General features: G+C 53.5%; 17 protein-coding genes and 1 pseudogene. 4 read left to right on the top strand and 14 right to left on the bottom strand.

The window, feature by feature from the left end; all coding sequences use genetic code 11:
• Window positions 1-61: 61 nt before the first annotated feature.
• The 4 genes from PCH05_RS04585 to PCH05_RS04570 form a co-directional block, all read right to left on the bottom strand.
• Complete coding sequence (locus PCH05_RS04585; protein WP_174806229.1) at window positions 62-1414, bottom strand: response regulator; 1353 nt, start codon at window positions 1412-1414, stop codon at window positions 62-64.
• Complete coding sequence (locus PCH05_RS04580; RefSeq protein WP_127601131.1) at window positions 1389-2852, bottom strand: sensor histidine kinase; 1464 nt, start codon at window positions 2850-2852, stop codon at window positions 1389-1391. The genes PCH05_RS04585 and PCH05_RS04580 overlap by 26 nt, the downstream gene beginning before the upstream one ends.
• Entirely contained in the window at window positions 2852-3838 is a 987-nt protein-coding gene (locus PCH05_RS04575; RefSeq protein WP_127601129.1) for a substrate-binding domain-containing protein, read from the bottom strand. Before PCH05_RS04575 ends, PCH05_RS04580 begins: the two co-directional genes overlap by 1 nt.
• 114 nt (window positions 3839-3952) lie before the next feature.
• The gene (locus tag PCH05_RS04570; RefSeq protein WP_127601127.1) at window positions 3953-4759 is read right to left on the bottom strand and encodes a class I SAM-dependent methyltransferase; all 807 of its coding nucleotides are present in this window, start codon (window positions 4757-4759) and stop codon (window positions 3953-3955) included.
• 655 nt (window positions 4760-5414) lie between these two features.
• Here PCH05_RS04570 and mgsA point away from each other — a divergent pair.
• A pseudogene (mgsA, locus tag PCH05_RS04565) lies at window positions 5415-5819 on the top strand (methylglyoxal synthase); the annotation flags it as partial.
• Window positions 5820-6019: 200 nt separating this feature from the next.
• On the opposite strand, the gene PCH05_RS04560 reads toward mgsA, so the two are convergent.
• Window positions 6020-7258: an ATP-binding protein gene (locus PCH05_RS04560; protein WP_127601123.1), complete on the bottom strand. Its 1239-nt coding sequence runs from the start codon at window positions 7256-7258 to the stop codon at window positions 6020-6022.
• 182 nt (window positions 7259-7440) lie between these two features.
• On the opposite strand from PCH05_RS04560, the gene PCH05_RS04555 reads away from it, so the two are divergent.
• Window positions 7441-10599, top strand: coding sequence for a hybrid sensor histidine kinase/response regulator (locus tag PCH05_RS04555; RefSeq protein WP_127601121.1), 3159 nt, complete (start codon window positions 7441-7443; stop codon window positions 10597-10599).
• A 78-nt stretch (window positions 10600-10677) separates the two neighbouring features.
• Here PCH05_RS04555 and PCH05_RS04550 read toward each other — a convergent pair whose 3' ends face one another.
• Genes PCH05_RS04550 through PCH05_RS04540 form a run of 3 tightly spaced genes read right to left on the bottom strand, consistent with a single transcriptional unit; the run spans window position 10678 to window position 14559 of the window.
• Entirely contained in the window at window positions 10678-13119 is a 2442-nt protein-coding gene (locus PCH05_RS04550) for a carbohydrate-binding domain-containing protein (RefSeq protein ID WP_127601119.1), read from the bottom strand.
• Window positions 13120-13138: 19 nt separating this feature from the next.
• Window positions 13139-13819, bottom strand: coding sequence for a DUF4956 domain-containing protein (locus tag PCH05_RS04545; RefSeq protein ID WP_127601117.1), 681 nt, complete (start codon window positions 13817-13819; stop codon window positions 13139-13141).
• Window positions 13816-14559 (bottom strand): polyphosphate polymerase domain-containing protein, encoded by a 744-nt coding sequence (locus PCH05_RS04540; protein WP_127601115.1) that lies wholly within the window; start codon window positions 14557-14559, stop codon window positions 13816-13818. The genes PCH05_RS04545 and PCH05_RS04540 overlap by 4 nt, the downstream gene beginning before the upstream one ends.
• Window positions 14560-14781: 222 nt before the next feature.
• Here PCH05_RS04540 and PCH05_RS04535 point away from each other — a divergent pair, with 222 nt between their 5' ends.
• Together PCH05_RS04535 and PCH05_RS04530 are read left to right on the top strand one after the other, a co-directional pair.
• Window positions 14782-15459, top strand: coding sequence for a response regulator transcription factor (locus PCH05_RS04535; RefSeq protein WP_127601113.1), 678 nt, complete (start codon window positions 14782-14784; stop codon window positions 15457-15459).
• Window positions 15459-16811, top strand: a complete 1353-nt coding sequence (locus tag PCH05_RS04530) for a sensor histidine kinase (RefSeq protein ID WP_127601111.1) — start codon at window positions 15459-15461, stop codon at window positions 16809-16811. Before PCH05_RS04535 ends, PCH05_RS04530 begins: the two co-directional genes overlap by 1 nt.
• Before the next feature lie 101 nt (window positions 16812-16912).
• Here PCH05_RS04530 and PCH05_RS04525 read toward each other — a convergent pair whose 3' ends face one another.
• The 6 genes from PCH05_RS04525 to PCH05_RS04500 form a co-directional block, all read right to left on the bottom strand.
• Window positions 16913-17197 carry an alpha/beta-type small acid-soluble spore protein gene (locus PCH05_RS04525; protein WP_127601109.1) on the bottom strand — a complete coding sequence of 95 codons (285 nt, stop codon included), beginning with the start codon at window positions 17195-17197 and terminating at the stop codon, window positions 16913-16915.
• A gap of 78 nt (window positions 17198-17275) precedes the next feature.
• Window positions 17276-17614 (bottom strand): thioredoxin family protein, encoded by a 339-nt coding sequence (locus PCH05_RS04520; RefSeq protein WP_127601107.1) that lies wholly within the window; start codon window positions 17612-17614, stop codon window positions 17276-17278.
• A 25-nt stretch (window positions 17615-17639) separates the two neighbouring features.
• Window positions 17640-17969, bottom strand: a complete 330-nt coding sequence (locus PCH05_RS04515) for a MerR family transcriptional regulator (protein ID WP_127601105.1) — start codon at window positions 17967-17969, stop codon at window positions 17640-17642.
• Between the two features lie 185 nt (window positions 17970-18154).
• Window positions 18155-19138, bottom strand: a complete 984-nt coding sequence (locus PCH05_RS04510; protein ID WP_127601103.1) for an SMI1/KNR4 family protein — start codon at window positions 19136-19138, stop codon at window positions 18155-18157.
• Window positions 19139-19217: 79 nt separating this feature from the next.
• Complete coding sequence (locus PCH05_RS04505; RefSeq protein ID WP_127601102.1) at window positions 19218-19475, bottom strand: cadherin-like beta sandwich domain-containing protein; 258 nt, start codon at window positions 19473-19475, stop codon at window positions 19218-19220.
• A gap of 313 nt (window positions 19476-19788) precedes the next feature.
• A complete protein-coding gene (locus PCH05_RS04500; RefSeq protein ID WP_246049356.1) occupies window positions 19789-20454 on the bottom strand; it encodes a response regulator in 666 nt (221 codons plus the stop codon).
• Window positions 20455-20462 lie beyond the last annotated feature (8 nt).

The raw sequence follows: 20462 nt of genomic DNA, 5'->3' as shown, positions 1-20462 counted from the left end.
CAATTTAGCCCCCTATGACAATAAAGTCCATGCCTGACGGCATGGACTTCGCTCCGGATAACTATGGCATCTGCAAGCGATACTCGGTAGGTGTCGCTCCCGTGACCTTTTTGAACACCCGGCTGAAGTAATTCGGGTCCTTGTATCCGACCGCGTAGCAGACCTCCTTCAAGCTAAGCGCCTCGTCCTTCATCAATTCCTTGGCCTGATCGATGCGCAGCCTCGTAACGTAATCGATGAAGCTTTCGCCGGTCTGCTGCTTGAACACCTTGCTGAAATAGTACGGATTCAGATGGACATACTCCGCCGCGTCCTCCAGCGAAACGTCTTCGCGGAAACGCTCGCGGATATACGCCGCCGCCCGGTCCATCATGTTCGATGTGCTCTGCTCCCGCTCCTCGCGGATTTGCCGGATCGCCAGCTCCACGTAGGTGCTTTCCTCACCGGCACCCTCGACTGCTCCGGATGCGGCGGAGCCTTCGCCTGCAAGGTCGCGGCCCGCGATGTTCAAATCCTCGAAGCGGTACAAGCTACCCCAGCGGCCATCGAATTTGGAGGCGAAAACCGCTTCGTAATACGAGCGCCGAATGCCCGCCACCTCGGAATTCACGGTGCCGATGCCTACGGAGATCACGATCCCGCACTGCGCGGACAGCGACTCGGCGATCGTCGCCCCGAGCTGTGCGGCGGCTTCGCCAAGCAGGCCAAAGCTCGCTTGCGGCTGTCCCAGCAGAAACACGGCCATGTGGCTGTGGACCATCGAGCTGACCACCGCACCGCAGCCGTGTTTAATTGACTGCCGTGCCTGAGCTTTCACCGTATCAAAGACCCGCTTTTTCTCATCGCCCATCTCGGGGAAGGCGAGCACGATCGCACAGCCCTTGCGGATCGATAACCCCAGGATGTCTGCCAGGGATTCGGCTTCCGTCTCGTTCACCTGATCCGACATCAGATGCAGGGCAATCTCCGTTTCCGCCAGCGGCAGCAGCTGCAAGTATTGGTCCCGCATCGCGAGCTGCTCGTTCCGCTCCTCCCGCTCCCGTTTGATTTCCCGCAGGAGCCGCTCCAGCAGGGCTGTAATCTGCTCCCGCTTGGCCGGCTTGACCACATATTCCTGCACGCCGAGGGAAAGGGCCTGCTTGGCGTATTCGAAATATTCGTATGCGGTGATCAGGATCATTTTGACGCCGGGATTGTGTTCCTTGATTTCTTTCAGGGCGTCCAAGCCCTGAATGCCCGGCATCCGCACGTCCATCATGACGATATGCGGATGGAATTCCGCCGCTTTCTCGATGGCGATCCGCCCGTTCTCCGCGTGAATGATCTCGAACGTATCCGGCATCGTCCGGTTGACGATCCATTCGATGCCCTCGCGTTCCAGCGCTTCGTCATCTGCGATCAGTAAACGGTACATGTACATCCTCCTTCCCGGGCGCCGGAATGCGTATAAGGACCGTTGTCCCCCGCCCCGGGCTGCTTTCGATGCTGACCATGTCCTGCCGGTCGTAAAACAGCTCCAGCCGTTTAAACACGTTGCGCGTGCCGAGTCCCGTGGAATGACCCTCGCCTTGATCCGGCCGCGGGCTTTCCTCGTTATAATGCAGCAGCGCCTCCCGGATGTCCTCGCTCATCCCGAGGCCGTTATCCGACACGGAAACCTGCACTTCATCCGGCGTTCTCCGCACAGACAGCCGGATAATCGCCCCTTCCTCCATCCCTTCGATCGCATGCACGAACACGTTCTCCAGAATAGGCTGCAAGGTCAGCACCGGCACGAGCACGTCCAGCCCTTCCTCGTCGATGTCCGTTTCAAAGCGGATCCGTTCCCGGAAACGCGCCTGCTGGATCGTGAAGTACTCCCTGGCATGTTCCACCTCGTCCCGAAGCGGAACCGGCCGGTCAAGCCGGCGCAGGTTGTAGCGGAGCAAATTGGACATCGAGACGGTCAGATCACTGGTTTTCTCTGCCCCTTCGAGCAGCGCCAGCTTGGAGAGCACATTCAGCGAATTGAACAGGAAATGGGGGTTGATCTGGTTCTGGAGCACGGCCAGCTCCAGCTCCTTCACGAGCCGGTCCTTCTCCAGCCCCTCCTTCTCCTTCCGGATCAGCAGCTTTAAATGTTCCTGCATTTGAACGAAAGCCTCGGACAAGGTCCGAAACTCGTCGTGGGCCGCCATCCGCGGAGGGGCAACCTGCAGATTGCCCCCGGAGATTTGTTCGGCCGTCCGTACCAGCTGTTGGATCGGCCGGTTAATGCGCAAAGAGATCCAATAAGCGAACAGCACGCTGATGAGCGTATTGAGCACGAATACGGCAACCCCCCAGTGGTTCATCACTTCCGTCTGCACGAGAATGCTGCGGTATATCGGCTGATAATAGCTTAGCTCCTGGTCGATCAGCTGGTAGGCTTCCTCCTGGATGAATGCCGCCGTGCTTTCCGCCTCCGCATATGCAGCGGCATAAGCGAGCGGCGTACGGCTGCCGAGGGCGTCGATCACGTGCTGCTCCTGCACGATAAATGCATCCAGCATGTGCCGGTAGCTTCTCGCCGTCAGTTCGGCCGAAGCCACCGCCCGCTCCCCGGCGAAGCTTGCCTGCAGCCCTTTCAGCTCGGATGCCTCGCTTTGAAGCGTCTTCAGGCTTTGCTGGCTCCGGTCCATGATATGAACGTTGATGGCCCGCAAGTTTTCCCTCGTCTTCTCGTCGATCTGCTTGTAGAGCAGCACGCGGTCCAGCATCGTATTGTAGCTTTGCTGCACGGTGCGCCCGCTCTGGAAAACAAAAAACGATACCGCATTGTTTAGAATGAACAGCAGCGGAATCACGATAAAGAGCATGCGGCGCGTATTCATCAGCCTTCGCCCCCCGACTTCAGCGCTTCGGCATCCCATATGGCGGTTGGGATATACAGCTGCTGGGGCAGCTTCTCGCCTTTAAACAGCCGGCTCAGCTGCGCTACCGCTTCCGACCCGATCTCCGCCGGTCGCTGCACGACTGTTGCGCGGATACGGCCCTCGGCAATACCTTTTCGCGTCGCTTCCAGATCGTCGAATCCATATACGCGCACGTTTTTCCGTCCAGCGGCCTGCATGCCCTCAACGATGCCCGGTGCATCGAGCGCGCTGAAACCAACGATGACATTCATTCCGGCATGCTCCTTCAGCATGGCCTCAGCCTGCTTCGCCGCGCCGACGCGAGATATATTCGATGAACGGACATCGATGATCTGAAAGTTCGGAGCCGTCGATATGACCGAGCGAAAGCCCTCCAGTCGGAGCCGCTGGTTATCCGCCAGCTCACTGCCGATGATGACACCGATCACGGCGCCCTCCGCCGCATCTTTGACCACGAACCGTCCGAGCTGCTTGCCCGCTTCGAGATTATCCGTTCCGACATAGGCCAGCCGCCGGCTGTCTGCCTCGTCGGCATCGACGGTCAGGACGGGAATTCCCCGTTCCACCGCTTTATCGATCCATTGATCGTATTTTGCATCATGGATTCCCTGCACCAAAATCGCGTCCGGCTGTGCGGCAATCGCTTTCTCCAACAGCTTCGTCTGCTCCGCGGCATCGATTCGGATCGGTCCCATATAATCGATCTTCATTCCCTGCTTGGCAGCCGCTTCGACGGCGCCCTGCTCCATCTCCCGCCAGAATGGATTATCGAGCTCCTGCGCAATCAAGACCACATGCTTGGCTGGCGCCGATACGCCCTGCCCGCGCCCGATCCGCTGTACCAGATCATCCACCCGGGTGGACGCCGCGAAAAAACGAATTAAGACGTATCCGAAAATCAGAACGAGGAAGACAAGTCCAAGCGACCATTTTCGGTTTGACATGATGCCTCTCACCCTCTCTTGCCTGCACCTTGCATCCAAGTATAATTTACCCATTCGGATAGTATAACATGAAGCGAAAGCACGACATGAAGGGACTCTTTTACAAAAGAACGCTTATTTCCGCCTGCCGATATACAGCAAGTGCGAGGATACCCCCAGAATGGACGGATCATTCGCGATGGAAATCAGAAAATCGGTCATGCGGTCATATTCGCCGCGGTCGATCCAGTATTGCTTTTGTTCCTGGGTCAGGAGCGCCCCGATACTGGAGGAGGCGATCAAATCCACCCCTTCGAACCCATGCTTCTCCATGAACGGCTGAATATCCGCAACATTAAAATAATACGCTCCGGTAAACCGGCCCGGATCCTGATGATTGAAGCATCCTGCTTCATAAAATTCCTGGATGGTCTCCATATTGTCGTTCGGCTTCCAAAATTGCGGGTACTGCAGGGACGTAATCGTCATCCTCATCCGGCTTTGAAAGGCAACAAACACAAGTCCCCCCGGCTTCGTCACGCGATGCAGCTCCTTGACCGCGGATGTCCGTTCTTCCTCCCGCTGCAGATGATACATCGGCCCCATCATCAAGGCTGCATCGTAAGCCTGGTCGGCCAGTCCTTCCAAGCAAACCGCATTACGAACATGGAAGCCGCCGAACCGTTCGGCAAGCCCCAGCTCCTCCGCCTTCTCCCTTGCCACTTCAACCAACCTTGGGGTCAGGTCGGACAGCGTTACGCGATGTCCAAGCTTCGCCAGCTCCAGCGCATACTTGCCCGGTCCTGCGCCATTGTCGAGCACGTTACTCACCGCATTCAAATGCTTCCGGATAGAATGCAGGTTGATTATGAATTCAAGCGGTTCCCGGTCCAATCTCCCCCATTCATCGAATCGGGAGTAATACTCAATCACGTTTTCCATCTGTCGTCACACCTTCCCATTGTCGTTTGCATTACAAAATGAAGTTGCGAGGAAAAAGAAAAAACCTGCCGCCTCCAAAGAGGCGACAGGTTGAACCTTCGCGGTACCACTCTTCTTGTTCGCTGCCTTCAGCTGCAAAGGAAACGAATCTCAGAACCTGCTCACGGGGGTCAGCCGTTAGGATCTACACATGTTCGATCCTAACGCTCGCGGGCGAGTTGGGGCTGCCATGGACTGTCTCACACCTGCCGACAGCTCTCTTGACCTTAGCCATGCCTTATTGCTCCCGTTCCTTGCGTTTCATCCTGTAATTGGATTCAAGTATACGTTTTACAAATATTGTATGTCAACCCAATTTGACGAGCGCGAATAAGAAATAAGGGATAAGGTACTCGAGACAAGCTTTCTTGCACGCCGGGATTGTGCCGCAGCTAATTCGCGGTTCGGACTGGCGTAATGAAAAACAAGGTGGAAAAGGACCGTTCGCCGAATTCATTCTGATGAATATCAACCTGATGTTATATTTATGTTAACTATATTAACAATAAATTATAATTTTTCGTGAAAATAATTGAAAAATCATTGTTTAGTTTGAAAAAGAGTAGTAATATGTTAAATAAAATAACATTCATTTGGAGTGGGAAGGTGGTAACTTATGAAAGTAGCTTTTGTAGCTCATGATCGCAAGAAAGCAGAAATGGTACAGTTTGTCGTGGCTTATCAGTCTTTATTCGAAGGTCATTCCTTGTTTGCGACAGGAACTACGGGTAAATGCATCATGGAAAATACCACCTTGGATATTGTGAGGTTCATGTCAGGTCCACTGGGCGGCGATCAACAAATCGGTTCCCTGGTAGCTCAGAATGAACTGGATTTGCTTATTTTCTTCCGTGACCCGTTGGTCTCGCAGCCCCACGAGCCGGATATTACAGCTCTGCTCCGTCTATGCGATGTCTATGGCATTCCCGTAGCAACGAACATGGCCACGGCCGAACTGCTTGTCCGTGCGCTGGAGCGCGGAGATTTCAGCTGGCGCGACATTATTCACCAATGCCGCCCCACGAATGTGGCTCACCGTACGATTAGACCCCGCGAGTCCAAGTCCTCCCCACTGCCAACGTATAACGACGGCCTCAGCCTTCCTGCGGTAGAATCCCGATAAATCCTTTTTTGGAACACGTATGCGCCTAACCCGAAAAGCCGTCCCCTGTTCAGGAGCCGGCTTTTTTATGTTCAATTCGATGGATTTGGGCAAGGCTCTCACGTCGGAATCGTGATGAGGAACGTCGTTCCCTTCCCTTTCTCACTCTCGACCTCGATGCTGCCTTTGATTTTATGGATTGTACTGTAAACCATGAGCATGCCAAGCCCGGTTCCCTCCGCTTTGGTGGAATAATACGGATTTCCAAGGCGTGAGATTTCCTCCTTCGTCATGCCGATGCCGGTATCCTGGATGCGAATCATAATGTTTTGCTTTTTCTCCGAGATGTCGATGGTCAGCGTTCCTCCGCCTTTGTCCCTCATCGCTTCGATGCCGTTTTTATATAAGTTGATGAGGCACTGCTGAATTTGGCTCTGATCATAGTATTTTTTCAGCTTGTTATTGAAATGGAAAATCACCTTGACTTCATGGAGACTGGCGTAGGGCATGATAATATTTTTGGTGTACTCCAGCTCTGCGCTCATGTCGGAATACACCATGTTCTCCGATTGCGGCTTGGCGAACAGGAGGTAATCGCTGACGATTTTCTCCGCTCGTTTGAGCTCCTGCAATGATAACTTCACGTATTCCTTCTCCTCCGGCGAGATGGTCTTCGATTTATTGAGCAGCTGCAGGAAGCCGCTGGTGACCGTCAAGGGGTTTCGGATCTCATGGGATACGCTCGCCGCCAATTCACTGACGACGTTCAGCCTTTCGGATTGCACCATCCGCTCGCGGCTTTTAATGTTCGCAATGATTTTCTCGATCAAAATCATCAGGATGCACATGACTCCGACGTACGTAGTCGCCGCACTCAGGGCGATCAACCAGAATTGCTTATCCGATCCCACTTTCGAAAAGCTTAACGTAAACAGGTAGAACCCCACCGTCAAAAATGAAATCATGGTTGCCCACAGAATACGGCCTTTGGAGGTAAGACTCACAAATTTTCGGCTGTAATAAGGCACCAGGATCATGAACATCGTGGCGAAAAGAAAGGATTGCATCGTTCCGGGCCCGCCGATATAGAAGCGGTATACATTCAACAGGACATATAACGGGAACGCATTCTTGTACCCTCCAAACAGAGCCACAAGAATAAACGGAATGTACCTCAAATCAATAATGAAACCGACTTCCAGCTTGATCGGCTTGGAAATGCACAAAAGCATCGTCACTGCCGATAATAAAACAAGGACCTTTCGATTAAACGAAACCGTTTTGTTCTCAAAGAAAATCAAAAAAGCGACGACCGGAAACAGCAGAAACAGAAAATTGAGCAGCAGCGTTTCAAACAAACGATAACTTCCTTTCAGCCTTGGGGTACTTGATAGATTTATGTCAGCTTATAGGCTATCCTATAGAAGATTACGCAATATTAGGCGGTTCGTAAAGCGAAACCTGAGGCTCGAACGACGTTGGTATGATTTATGAAATAAGGGTAGCCGGCCCCGGCTCATATGAAGGAACGAAGGAAAACATGTCGAAATCCGTTGATATGATACGATCTACTGATAACAACTCATTAAAGTACATAGCCTTGACGGCCTTTTTTCTTGTCGTCCTCCTCTGTCTGCGGTGGGCATGGTCTGATATTTTCTATACGGAGGATCATCCTCATGCCGTCGATGGGGTGATGGACCTGCGCGGCATCGATTTGGAATCTTCCCCTACCTTTTATTTGGACGGAGAATGGGAGTTTTACCCGGAGTCCTTGGATTCAAGCTCCGCTATACAGAACAAAGCCGCTCAACCTATCCGGGTGCCGGCAGACTGGAAAAGCGCAATGAACAAGGACTCCGGCTCGTCCTACGGGTATGGCACCTACCGTTTGCGCTTACGGATCGATCCGCTTGTCCAGCCGGTGGGATTCTGGTTTCAGCAGATCGATGCCTCTTCCCAGATTGAAATTAATGGGATAGCCGAGCACAGCATGGGCAAGCTTGCAACGGATGCAGAAGCGTATTCGCCCAAAAATGTCTCTTACATAGCCACCTATTCACAGACAGGCACAAGTGAAATTGAGCTGCTGGTTCATGCCGCTAATTTCGATAATCCTTATGCCGGAGGGATTTTAAGCTCCATCCGCTTCGGCTCGCAGGCCTCCATCGATTTCGTGCGCTGGTATTCGATCGGCCTTCAGATGGCAACCTTTCTTATTTTGCTGCTTCACGGTCTGTACGCGTGCATTCTCTTCATGTTCAACCGCCAAGAGCATGCGTTATTATGGACGTTCTTATTAATGCTGTCGACGGGAATCGCCGTTGTGGCCGGCCATGATAACGTGCTTTTGCTGTGGATTCCGATCAATTATACATGGGGCTTGAAGATCCGGCTGCTTTCCCTTCTGTGGCAGAATCTCTTCATTTTGATGATTTTCAGAAAATTCGCCTCGGCCCCTCCGGAGAGCAAGTGGCTGAAACTGTATATCTCTCTGTTAGTCGGCCTTTCCGGATTCCTGATGCTTGCGCCGGTTTCGTGGGTGCACACCATGATCCATTACCAGGTTGTCATTCTCTTCTATGCAATCGCTTTTTTCTGGTTCATCTATGTTGCCGGCACGATGATTTTCAAAAAGCAGACGGACAAAGACATCGGTTTTTTGCTGCTTTCCGGTGTCAGCATCGCGTCGAATATCATATGGAGCCGCTTGGAGGGCAGCTTACATGTTACTACCGTCTACTACCCCACTGAAATTATCGTAGCGATCATCGGCTTCTCCACCTACTGGTTCAAAAAGTATTTCCGTCACGCCCAGGAGAACACCCAGCTCAACAAACAGCTGCAGGAAGCCAACATGCTGAAGGACCAGTTTCTCGCCAATACATCTCATGAGCTTCGAACACCGCTGCATGGCATCATGAATATTGCCCAGACCGTCGTCACGAGAGAGCGGCAAAGCATGGACCCAGGCAGCGTGAAGGATATGGAGCTGCTGATCACGATCAGCCGCCGCATGTCCCGCATGCTCGGGGATCTTCTTGATGCCGCCCGGCTGCGCGAACACCGCATTACCCTGCAGCAGGAGCCTCTCTTGATTCAATCGGTTATTCCCGGCGTCATTGCCATGCTGAAATACATGACAGAGGGCAAGCCTGTCCGGCTGTCGATGGAGATTCCCGACGGGATGCCTCCGGTGATGGCCGACGAGAAAAGGCTCGTGCAAATTGTGTACAACCTATTGCATAACGCCCTCAAATTTACGGAGAAAGGGACGGTTTCCGTGTCTGCCGAGATGCGGGACGGCCGTGTCGTCATTCGGATCTCCGATACCGGCGTCGGTATGGATGAAGAGACACGGGCGAAAGTATTCCTTCCTTACGAGCAGGGCTCCTACGGAATTCACGATGGCAGGGGCATCGGGCTCGGTCTAAGCATCAGCCAGCAGCTGGTGGACTTGCATGGCGGCACGTTAACCGTCTATTCGAAGCCCGGTAAAGGCTCTGTCTTCAGCTTTGATCTGCTGACAGCCGATATGTGGCGTTTGCCATCATTCGAAGCCCCGGCACCCGCACAGCTAAGTACAGATTCCATCGATCAGACCGCCGGGATTAGGATGACGGATGCAGCTATTCATCAATCAGCGGCTTCGATCGAAATCCCTGCGCTCCTTCATGACGACAGTTTAAAAATCCTGGCCGTAGACGATGACCCCGTGAACCTCAATGTGCTCACAGGCATTCTTTCCACGGAATCCTATGACATCACTACCGCAAACTCGGCTATGGAAGTGCTCGATCTGCTGGGAACGCAGCCTTGGGATCTCATCATTGCCGATGTCATGATGCCGCACATGTCCGGCTATGAGTTGACGCAAAAAATAAGGGAGCGCTATTCCCTGTCCGAGCTTCCGGTTTTGCTGCTGACCGCACGCAGCCAAATTGCCGATACCTATACTGGATTCGCTGCGGGTGCCAACGATTATGTGACCAAGCCGGTAGACGCATTGGAGCTCAAATACCGTATCCGTGCACTGATCACGACGAAGAGATCCATCAATGAACGCTTACGGATAGAGGCCGCCTATCTGCAGGCGCAGATTCATCCCCACTTCCTGTTCAATACGTTAAATTCGCTGATGGCACTGGGCGATATCGATACCAAGCGGATGCAAAATCTCGGTGAGGCGCTTGCGTCCTACCTGCGGATCAGCTTTGATTATATGAATACAGGCCAGCTGGTCAATCTATCGCATGAATTGGAACTCGTCCAGGCCTACTTGTATATTGAGAAAGAACGGTTTGGAGAACGGCTCTCCGTGAGCTGGGAGGTCGAATCGGATCTCCATCTGCTTCTGCCCCCGCTTTCCATTCAACCGCTGATTGAAAATGCGGCGAAGCACGGGCTCCTCAGCCGGGAGTCAGGCGGAACGCTGCAGGTACGGATTACCCGCCAATCCGGCGGCTTTACGCGGATTGAAGTGAATGATAATGGTATAGGGATGAGTCCGGAGAAGGTTGCCCAGCTGCTGAGCCCGTCCATGAAAGGGAAGCAAGGCATCGGCCTTGCAAACACGCACCGGCGGTTGACGCAGTTGTACGGCCATGGCCTGTCGATTACCAGCAAGCCTCAGGAAGGAACCAGCGTATCATTCATGATTCCGGATACACAGGCGGCGGGCATGTCCGTTGTCAAATAAAAAAACACTCCGATTCCGGAGTGTTTTTTTATGGTGATATGAGGTTCGGCTATGGTTTGAGTTTGATGCCCGCTTCGCTTAGATCGAGGCATCCGCCCCATCGTTGGCGGTATCAGCCGAACCCGAGCCGGCCCCGCCTTGGCTTTTGGTTCCGCTGGAGTCGGTTGCTCCGCTTTGACCGGAAGCGTCGGTGCCGGACGGTTCCCCCTTGCCCCGGCCACCGCCCTGGCCTCCTTGGCCGCGGCCCCCGCCAAAGCCGCCGCCGAAGCCGCTGCCGCCGGTTGTCACACCGGACTCATTGACGTAAGTGACGGTGTCTCCCAGCTTAAAGCTGACGATTTTCGTACCGCCTGTAAGCTTGCCCTTTTCATACAGTCCATCCGTCTTTGTTCCCGTGGATGTTCCGCCTGTATAGATGATATAGGTATCGCCAGCCTTCAAATCCGGCGTGGAAATCACGATATTCTGGATGGATTTGGCCGGTGCAAAGCTCAGGATCGGCGTGCCTTTAGTGTCCGCCAGCGTAACCAGCGTGCCGGCCTTCAGCGTGCTCGGGAACGTCATCATCACGGAGCGCTGCGAAGAGGATTCCGATGTCGCCTGTGCCATGCCCGAGCTTCCGGCGGCAACCAGCAGACCTCCGGACTGCTCGAAGGTGCCGTCATAGTCTAAAGCACCGTTTCCGTTCATCGTTGGGCCATTCACCAGGACGGTCCCGCCAGTCATGACAATGGAGCCGTTGGCATCAAGCCCATCGCCTGCCGCATCAACCGTCACATATCCGCCGCTGATTGTAAGCTTCGCGGTGCCGGTACTTCCACCCGGTCCGCCAGGCATACCCTGACCCTGACCCCCTGCCGGCGGTTGCTGGCCTTGGGCTTGGTCACCGGATTGCGTCTGATTAGCTGACTGAGCCTGATTCGTTTGCGATGGAGCCGTGCCAGATTGCGTCTTGTCAGACTGCGTCTGGCTTCCGCCGGCTTGAGCCTGATCTGCAGGCGCCGTTTGTCCCGGCATGCCTTCCGGCCGCTCGCCGCCAAACATGCCGCCTGGCCCTTCCTCGCTGCCGCTGCCATCCGAGGCATTCACGCCGTCATCGCTGGAAACGACATGCACTTCTCCGCCTGAAATGTTGATATCCGCAGCCTCAATGCCTTCATAGCTTTGCTTGACGTTCACTTTGCCGCCGGAAATGACGATCGATACGTCGGCATGAATGCCATCATCGCCCGTGGCAAGCTCCAGCTGCCCGCCGGAAACCAGAATGCTGCCGTTGCTGTGCACGGAATCATCAGCCGAATCGATGCTGAACATGCCGTCCGAAACCGCAATGCCCTTTTCAGCCTTGAGCCCTTTCATGCTCTTGGATTCGCCATCCTCCTTCGCCGATTGTGCAGCATCGGTGCCGGCCGTATTGCCGGCCTCTGTTTTCGCGCTCTCCTCCTTCGCTTTGGAAGCTGCATCCGTGCCGGTTGGAGATGTCTTTGCTCCGCTTGCTGCATCCACGCTGGCATTGCCGCTGCCCGTGCCTTGCGCTCCCGTCTGGCCGCCGAAATCAGGGCGCTGCATCGGCATTTCCTCCGGATGCGGCTCTGCGTTCGCGCTTCCCCCGCCGGTCACCACATCGTAGGTACCCCCGTCGATCAGAAGCGAAGCCGACGCCTGGAACCCGTCGCTGCCTGCGTCAATATTAAACGTGCCGCCCTCGATAACCAGGTAGCCTTTGTCCTTGTCGCCATCATAGGTTGTCTTGAAGCCGTCGCCGCCGGCATTGACATGAATGACGCCCGCCTTGATCGCGGTCAAGTCACGGCCGATAATCCCGTCGTCCGCCGCGTTGACGTCCAGCGTGCCGCTCACAATCTTCAGATCATCCTTACTCGTAATGCCGTCCTTGTAATTACCCTGCACGGTCAGCTTGCCCGTGCCGTTGATCGTCAGATCGTCCTTGCTGTACAGGGCTGCTGTCGGGGCCTCTTCCGACGTATCTGCGTAAGATTTGCCGTCTGACAACGTGTTGGTCGTGTCTTTGTTCAGCGTCAGCACGGTTTTACCGGCTTTCTTGATCTGGATCGCGGGGCCGTTCGGGCTAACGATTTGCGCGCCGTTCAGCACCAAATGCACGATATCGTCCTTGCCCGCGTCCACCACAAGGCTTCCGCTCGTGAGCTTGCCGCTGATCACATACGTTCCGGCTGAAGAAATCTTAACGTCGCCGCCGCTGGCCTGCGCCCCTTCTCCAGCGACGGTTGCACTCGTGCCGCTCAGCGTAATCGTCGTCGCATCGCCTGCCGCCCAATCGGCATTGGTATCATCGTTGTCATACTCCACCAGGTCCTTGATTTTGAGGCCAGCCAGCTCTGCGTTGGCCGTGCTTGCATCTACCGCCGCCGTATCCGTTTCCACTGCCGTACTGCCTTCCGACGTCGTATTGCTGGCCGCATTGGTCGTGCAGCCGGAGGCGAGCATGGCCGCCAGAATCAGGATCGTGGCAAATTTCGTTTTGTAGGATGGTTTCATGAATTCAACCTCTTCTCGTCTAATATTCCTGCACCGCAGGGTTCATCGTCAGGGTAATGTCCAAATTGCCGTTGCGGGTCCGAATGTCATCCAGCAATGCCTTCTGATCCGTGCTTGGACCCATTTTGATCGAATACACGACTTCATACAGGCTGCCAAGCTCGGTAGTTTTGACTTTTCTCAGCTCGTAACCGACGTTGTGCATGCGAAACACCTCATCAAAGGCTTCTTCGTATCCCAGATTTTCGGGGATGGTGACCTTCAGCGTTTTCATGGCGTCTTTACGCGCGCCGAACCTGATCTGATTCAGGACATACATCAGCACGCAGAGAATGATCGTGAACAGCACCGCGTAGCCGAAAGCGCCGACGCCAGCCGCCAGGCCTGCCGCCATGGAAAACAGGACGTAGGAAATATCCTTGGAATCGCCCGGCGCGCTCCGGAAACGAATGATGGAGAAAGCGCCCGCCAAACTGAACGCCCTGGCCACGTTGCTGCCGATCAGCAGGATGATGATCGCCACGATCGCAGGCAGAACCATCATCGTCAGGGTAAAGCTCGTGGAATAGGCCGACTGTGTTTTCATGTAGGTGATGCTGATGATGGCGCCGAGCACGATTGCCACAACCAAGGTCAGAATCGCCTGCCATATCGTTAAGGTCGTGTCCGCAGCGGACGAAGCAAAAATGGATTCTATCATAAAAGAACTCTCTCCCTTTCAACGATCGGTACATTTCGAATCGATTTTTTATATTCATTGCCATACTTGGAGAAGCTCGTGCGGTACATCTGATGCTCGGACAGCATCTTGGACAGCCACACGGGAACGGTCTTCTCGGCTTTGACCTCCATCAGCCACTGGCCCCTCTCCATCAGCTGCTCGCCATGGTCGCCGGCCTCCAGGGTAAGATCATAGCGCCGCGAACGGATGTTGGTATCAAAGGTAATCCGCAGATCCCGGTTGCCCTTGCAGAAGAGCGCGATGCGGTCATACGCCAGATACACCATCGGCTGCAGCTCGTACCGGCTCAAGAAATACTCGATCTCGCGGATCACCTGCTGATTCATGCCTTTCCGGTATGCAGGCGCTTCGCCGGTCCGGACAAATTCGTAAGCTTCATCCAGCCTGAGCGATGTTCGCCTTTTGTTGACGAGGCCGAATACCTTTTTCTTCAGCTCCAGATACACCTTGGCGTCGCTCCCTGGCACACCGTAAGACCGGATCCGCAGCTTCTCCCTGTATTTGGGCTTGGCCAAACTGGTGCGGATCAGCGAGTGATGCTCGGTGTCGTAATACAGATTGCTGATAGTGTAAAATTTGTCATCCTTGCTGTGCTCATCCGGTTCCATATATGCCATCAGGTCATTGTAAATGTTGTAAAAAGCCTTTGTGTCCATTAGGTACTTGTTTTCATACCGGTTGAATACCTCGATCGCCATCGTTCAATACGCTCCTTTCGCGGGTAACGGATTCCTCTTGCCTTTCCATGTCTGTAGCTTAATGCTCCAACCTTTAACGAAGCTTAAACACTCCGATAACATTCCGTTTACATTCCAGGACAAAACTCGGTGCTTCATTCCCGCGGACCGGGATTAAGGTTGATTAAAGGTTCGCTTCCTATAATGGGCTTGTAACCTGAAGGAATGAAGGAGAGTTAGTCCATGCGCATATTAATTGTGGAAGACGAGGTGCATCTCGCGGAGGCACTGACCCAAATATTGAAAAAAAACCATTATTCCGTGGATGCCGTCCACGACGGGCAGACGGGCCTGGACAACGCCCTCAGCGGAATCTACGATCTGCTGCTGCTCGACATCATGCTGCCCGTAATGGACGGAATCACGCTGCTGAAAACGATCCGGGGCGAAGGCATCGCGACCCCTGTCATTATGCTTACCGCCAAAGGCGAAATATCGGATACGATTGCCGGACTGGATTGCGGCGCGGACGACTATATCGCCAAGCCTTTTTCCACAGGGGAGCTGCTCGCCCGCATTCGGGCGGCTCTGAGACGCAAGGGCGAGGTTGTCCCGGAGGACGGCTTGAAGTTCGGGGATATCGAGCTGAATACATCTACGCTGAAGCTGAGCTGTAAAGGAAAAGAGCTGAAGCTGATTTTGAAGGAAAGCGAGCTGCTGGAGCTGCTGATGACGCGAAAGCAGGCGGTAACGTCCAAAGAGCAGATGATCGAGAAGCTGTGGGGCTTTGATTCGGAGGTCGAGCACAATAACGTGGAGGTATACATTTCGTTTCTGCGGAAAAAGCTGACTTTTCTGAATGCATCGGTGCGGATTAATACGATCCGGAGCGTGGGATATGTATTGGAGGCGATGCCTTAATGTTCCAAAAGCTGCGCAATCGGTTCCTGCTGATGAACATGGTCATCATTTCGATCATCATGCTCGTCGCCTTCGCGGCAATCTATACGATTACGTATCAAAATGTGCGCCGCGACATCGAGGTGGATCTGCAGCGCGTATCGGAGTTTTACCATAAAGACGGCGGCCCCGGACGACAGGGACTGTCAGGGAATGATCCCTCCCGCGTGTCAGGAAGCACTGGAGGCATCGCGGGAACGAAAACGGGCACCCCAGATCCCTCTTCGGCAGCCGATATATCCCCAAGCGGAAGCAGCTCATCCAAGCCCCGCTCGGGGGGCCAGAATGCTCCGCCTGAGCTGTCGGTATCCTTTGCCCTGCAAACAGATCGGGAATGGAATCTCTTGTCGAAGAACTCCCGCTTCGACATGGATGACGATTTCTACGCATCCGCCAAAGACAAAGCCGCTCTGCAGCCGGACCAAGACGGCCAGTTCACGCTGAATGGAACGCGTTGGGCGTTCACTGTTAAGCAAAATGCGGAAGGCCATTCGATCGTCTTTCTTGACGTCACCGCCCAGCTGAAAATCATCACCAACCTGATCTATACCTTTTCCATCGTGGCTCTGGTGATGCTGGTGGTCATTTACCTGACCAGCCGTTATTTTGCCAACCGCTCCATCGCGCCGGTCAGGGAGGCTTTTGACAAGCAGAAGCAGTTCATCGCCGACGCCTCCCATGAGCTGAAAACGCCGCTCGCCGTCATCAACACCAATGCCGACGTGCTTCTGGCCAACAGCGAGGAACCGATTTATGCGCAGTCCAAATGGCTGCATCACATCAAATCGGAAACCGAGCGCATGAAGACGCTCACGAATGATCTCTTGTACCTGACCCAAATGGATGATGCGCAGACCCACATGATTTTCGTTCCCTTCCATCTCAGCGAAGCCGTGGAAAGCGTCATTCTGACCATGGAGGCCGTCATTTTCGAACGGGAGATCTCGTTCACATATGACATTGAGCCTGAACAGACGATGACGGGCAGCAGCGAGCAGATCAAGCAGGTCGTCATGATTTTGCTGGATAACGCGATCAAATATACGAATCCAGGAGGGTCTATCCATCTTGAGTTGAAGAAGCAGCATAACCACCTGCTGCTGAAAGTAACCAACACGGGAGAAGGCATCGCTGCGGAGCATGTCGACAGAATCTTCGACCGGTTCTACCGGGCCGACTCATCGCGCTCGCGCAAGCACGGCGGATATGGGCTGGGGCTGGCCATCGCCAAGTCGATCGTGGAGCAGCATAAGGGGAAGATTTACGTGAAAAGCGTACCCAAGGACAAGACGAGTTTTTATGTGCAGCTCTAAATTCCCGATCATGCAGCCATGATGAAAAGGGCACCCTTCGGGGTGCCCTTTCCCATCTGCATCAGAGCTCATCGGTTCCGCGATGAGCCTTTCGACTATATCTAGTGCCCTTCCCGGTCCGCCATTTGCTGCTGGGCGAGCCGGATCATCTCGCGGACCATGGAGCCGCCGATTTTCCCGCCGATTTGCCCTGCGGACTCGGTCGTTAATTCCCCGTTGCCGTCCGGCTTCAGTGGAACGCCCAATTCCTTGGCCACTTCATACTTCACGTCATCCGGATGGTCGGGATCCACATCATAACCCTCACGCTTCATGACCTCGGCTTTGAATACCTGCATTCCGCGCTCGGCTCCCGGTACCGCATATTTCCGGTTTCTTCTGGACATGCGTCTCACTCCAAACCTGTTTTGACATTAACATGCCCAGAGACGGTTCTTATCATCCGCGCTGCTCTTTGTTTGGCTCTACATGTACCGTGAAAGCCCCGCTTGGTACACACTCTTAGGCCGAAGTCCAATCCACTTTTCCATCGGCTCGCCGCGATAAAACATGATGACGGTAGGTGCCGACATGATGCTGTACTTCGAAGCGACTTCCGGCAGTTCATCGCAGTCCACTTGTAGCACCGTCAGACGCCCGTCCGCTTCCTGCTCCAGTTCTTCCAGTATGGGAACCAGTTTTTTGCAGGGGGGACACCATTTCGTGGAGAAATCCACCAGCATGACTTCCTTCTCTTGGATTGCGTTTTGAAAATGGGCTGAGCTCTCGCTATTTAAGCTCATATTATCCTTCCTCCTTCGCATGGCTTTGCTGTTCTTCTACGATGGACTACATCCGTTCCTCCAGATTGGACTTGATGCTTTGCAGAAGCTTGATTTGCTCCTCGATTTCTGCAAGCTTTTGGCGGTATACCGGGAATACCTCTTTGCAGAACGATTCTTTATTTTGCAGGACGCAGTGAAGAAAACCGGCAATCTGCTCCGTCGACAGCCCCAGATTGAGGTACAGCTGGATCGTGCGGACTTGCTCTTCGGCGAACGGCGAATATTCCCGGTATCCGTTCTCCTGGCGGACAGGTGTAAGCAAACCCTGCTGCTCGTAATAACGAATTGACCGGATGCTGACCCCGGTGCGCGCTGAGAGTTCTCCGATTTTCATCATTTCATGCCTCCTGGTCCTTGGTTTCGTGTTTATTATAAACCCTGACATTGATGTGAGGGTCAAGTGTCTTTTGGGATTTGATCCTAAAATAAAACCACTCCTCTTATCGGGAGTGGTTCTTTACCTGCAGGTATATTCGGCTTTCCAATAACGCTCAGCCTCTGCGTGTCCGTTAGCTCGCTCTACTCAGCTGCAGGTACAGTCTGCGCCCTTACCAATCCGCTCACGAATGCCTCGAAGTTTGCAGCCAGCTTGGTGATTTGATAGTTGTTGCTTTTATCGACATACACGACTTCGGGTTCACCGTCATTCAAGGATTCGCGGTAATCGAGCATGACAATGCCGGTATCCGATGGACAATTGCAGATCATGACGCCGATTTCAGGATAGCCGCCATGTTCAATCACGGACCGGCTGCCCATTTCTCCGCAAAGGGAGCGTTTCTTCTCGGATCCAATCCCCAGAATACCGGAAATCTCGATATAGGCTTCTCCAGAGGCTGCCTTTCCAATCGGGAAATAGCGGCTATACGGAATTCCTCCGTTATGTTCCTTCATCATTGCAATATAAGATGCCGGCAGCTTGAACACCAGCTTTTCTTCCACGGCAGAGATCCGTTCGTCCGTCGGCGGCTCGGAAACGTATAGCTCCAGCGCCTGTTCGTTGTCATTCCAAAAACCGGTCTCATCTGCCCCCGGAGCATCCGAAGCGGCAGCAATACCAGACAAACCGGCAGGAGCTGTATCCGCAGATGCTTCAGCAGCACCCTCAACCGGCCCATCATTGGAATCCTCTTCGGACTCCGCTTCCTCTGAAGCCAGCTTGCTCCGGATATCCTCCAGGAACTCAAGCGTGTCCTCATCCTCCGGATCAAGCTTGTCCGCCATTTCGAATTCCCTGAGCGCGTCTTCATACTGATCGAGGTAGTAATAAGCCAATCCGATCCGGTAATGCCACAGCGGGTCCTCTTCTCCCTCTTCCGCAACCGTTAAAAATTGTTCAATCGCCTCATTGTACCGTTCGAGATTATTCAGCGCTCTGCCCAAGTGGCTGACCAGCACGTAATCCCTTTCCTCGGCAGGAATTTCCGTAATCGCGTTTACGATGTTTTCATATTCATCTTCTTCATGCCATGCGTCCAGCTGTTCCACAAGATCCTCCTGCATTCCACACGCCTCCCACTTTTCACCTTTTACAAAGTATAACATTAACGGCAGGAGGGTCTCCAGCCTGGAGTGGAATCACTTATGTTCTGTACAAGGATTCCTCCCGGTTGATTTCCTTGCAGTGATCTTCATTGGCTGTCCACTCCGCCTTTTCGATGGCTACAGCAGCGCTCAGGGATTCCTCCGGCAGGATCGGTACGTTCTGCGAAATCGCCTCTTCTCCTTTGCGCGTGACCGTAACGGTGTATGTTTGAAAGAAGCCGTCCGGACCCGTCACCACAATCGTAATCGCATTCCGACCTACAACCATATGAGCCTGATGTCCTTGGCAGTTCATAATAAAAAGCTCCTTTCTCCTTATTCTCCAATTACCGGTCTTCCAGCATCTCTAAACGGAGTATTTAAGCAGTATTTACCCGATTTGGTATTTATTATAGTGATTTTATATGGCGATACATAGTGACTCCAATCATCAAAATGTCATGTGACAACTTACATTTTATGGATTATGATTCTTCTTTTCATTTCCAGAAAAAACGAGTGCCCTCCCTTGGACACCCGTATTCAAGCCATATTTTTTTGCGGAGAACAAATCCCGCTCCCCTGCCTCTTCCGATAGCGCTGGAGCACTTCTCTAGACCATCCTTACTCTATTTCCCGTCTTGGTATTCAAGCCATTCCCTTAACAGCAGGCTTGCCTGCACACGTTCCGTGACGTTTAATTTGCGGTACAGATTGCTGATATAATTGCGTACCGTTCCTTCAGATAAGTATAAAGCGGCAGCGATCTCATTATTGTTATGTCCCTTAACCATAAGCTCTGCGATATCGATTTCCCGTTCCGTCAATCGTAATCTCTGCTGGTTAGGCGCGGTACCCGAGGGTACGTGCATCTCCATGTACGACAATCGTTTCGCCAGTTTGGAGGCGACGGCCACTGGCAGAATAAACTGGCCGGAAGCGGTGTCGCGAATGGCAGCAAGCATCTTATCCGTTTCCATATCCTTCAGAATGTACCCGTCCGCGCCGCTGGCCAGGCCGTCGACGATATAATGATCGTCAAGAAAGGTGGTCAGGATCAGGACGCTGGTATCGGGAAGCGTCTGCTTGATGTGCTTAAGCGCCGAGATCCCGTCCATCTGGGGCATCTGAATATCCATCATCACAAGATCGGGCCTCAGCTCATCCGCCAGCTTGCATACCTCCACGCCGTTGTTGGCCACGCCGACCACTTCCATATCTTCCTCCAAATCCAAAATCGTTCTTAAGCCTTCCCGAATCATCATCTGGTCATCCGCGACAAGGATTCTTATCATCTTACCAG

The organism is Paenibacillus chibensis (genome assembly GCF_004001045.1).
Classification (GTDB): domain Bacteria; phylum Bacillota; class Bacilli; order Paenibacillales; family Paenibacillaceae; genus Paenibacillus_AQ; species Paenibacillus_AQ chibensis.
This window is presented reverse-complemented; position numbering and strand designations above follow the sequence as displayed.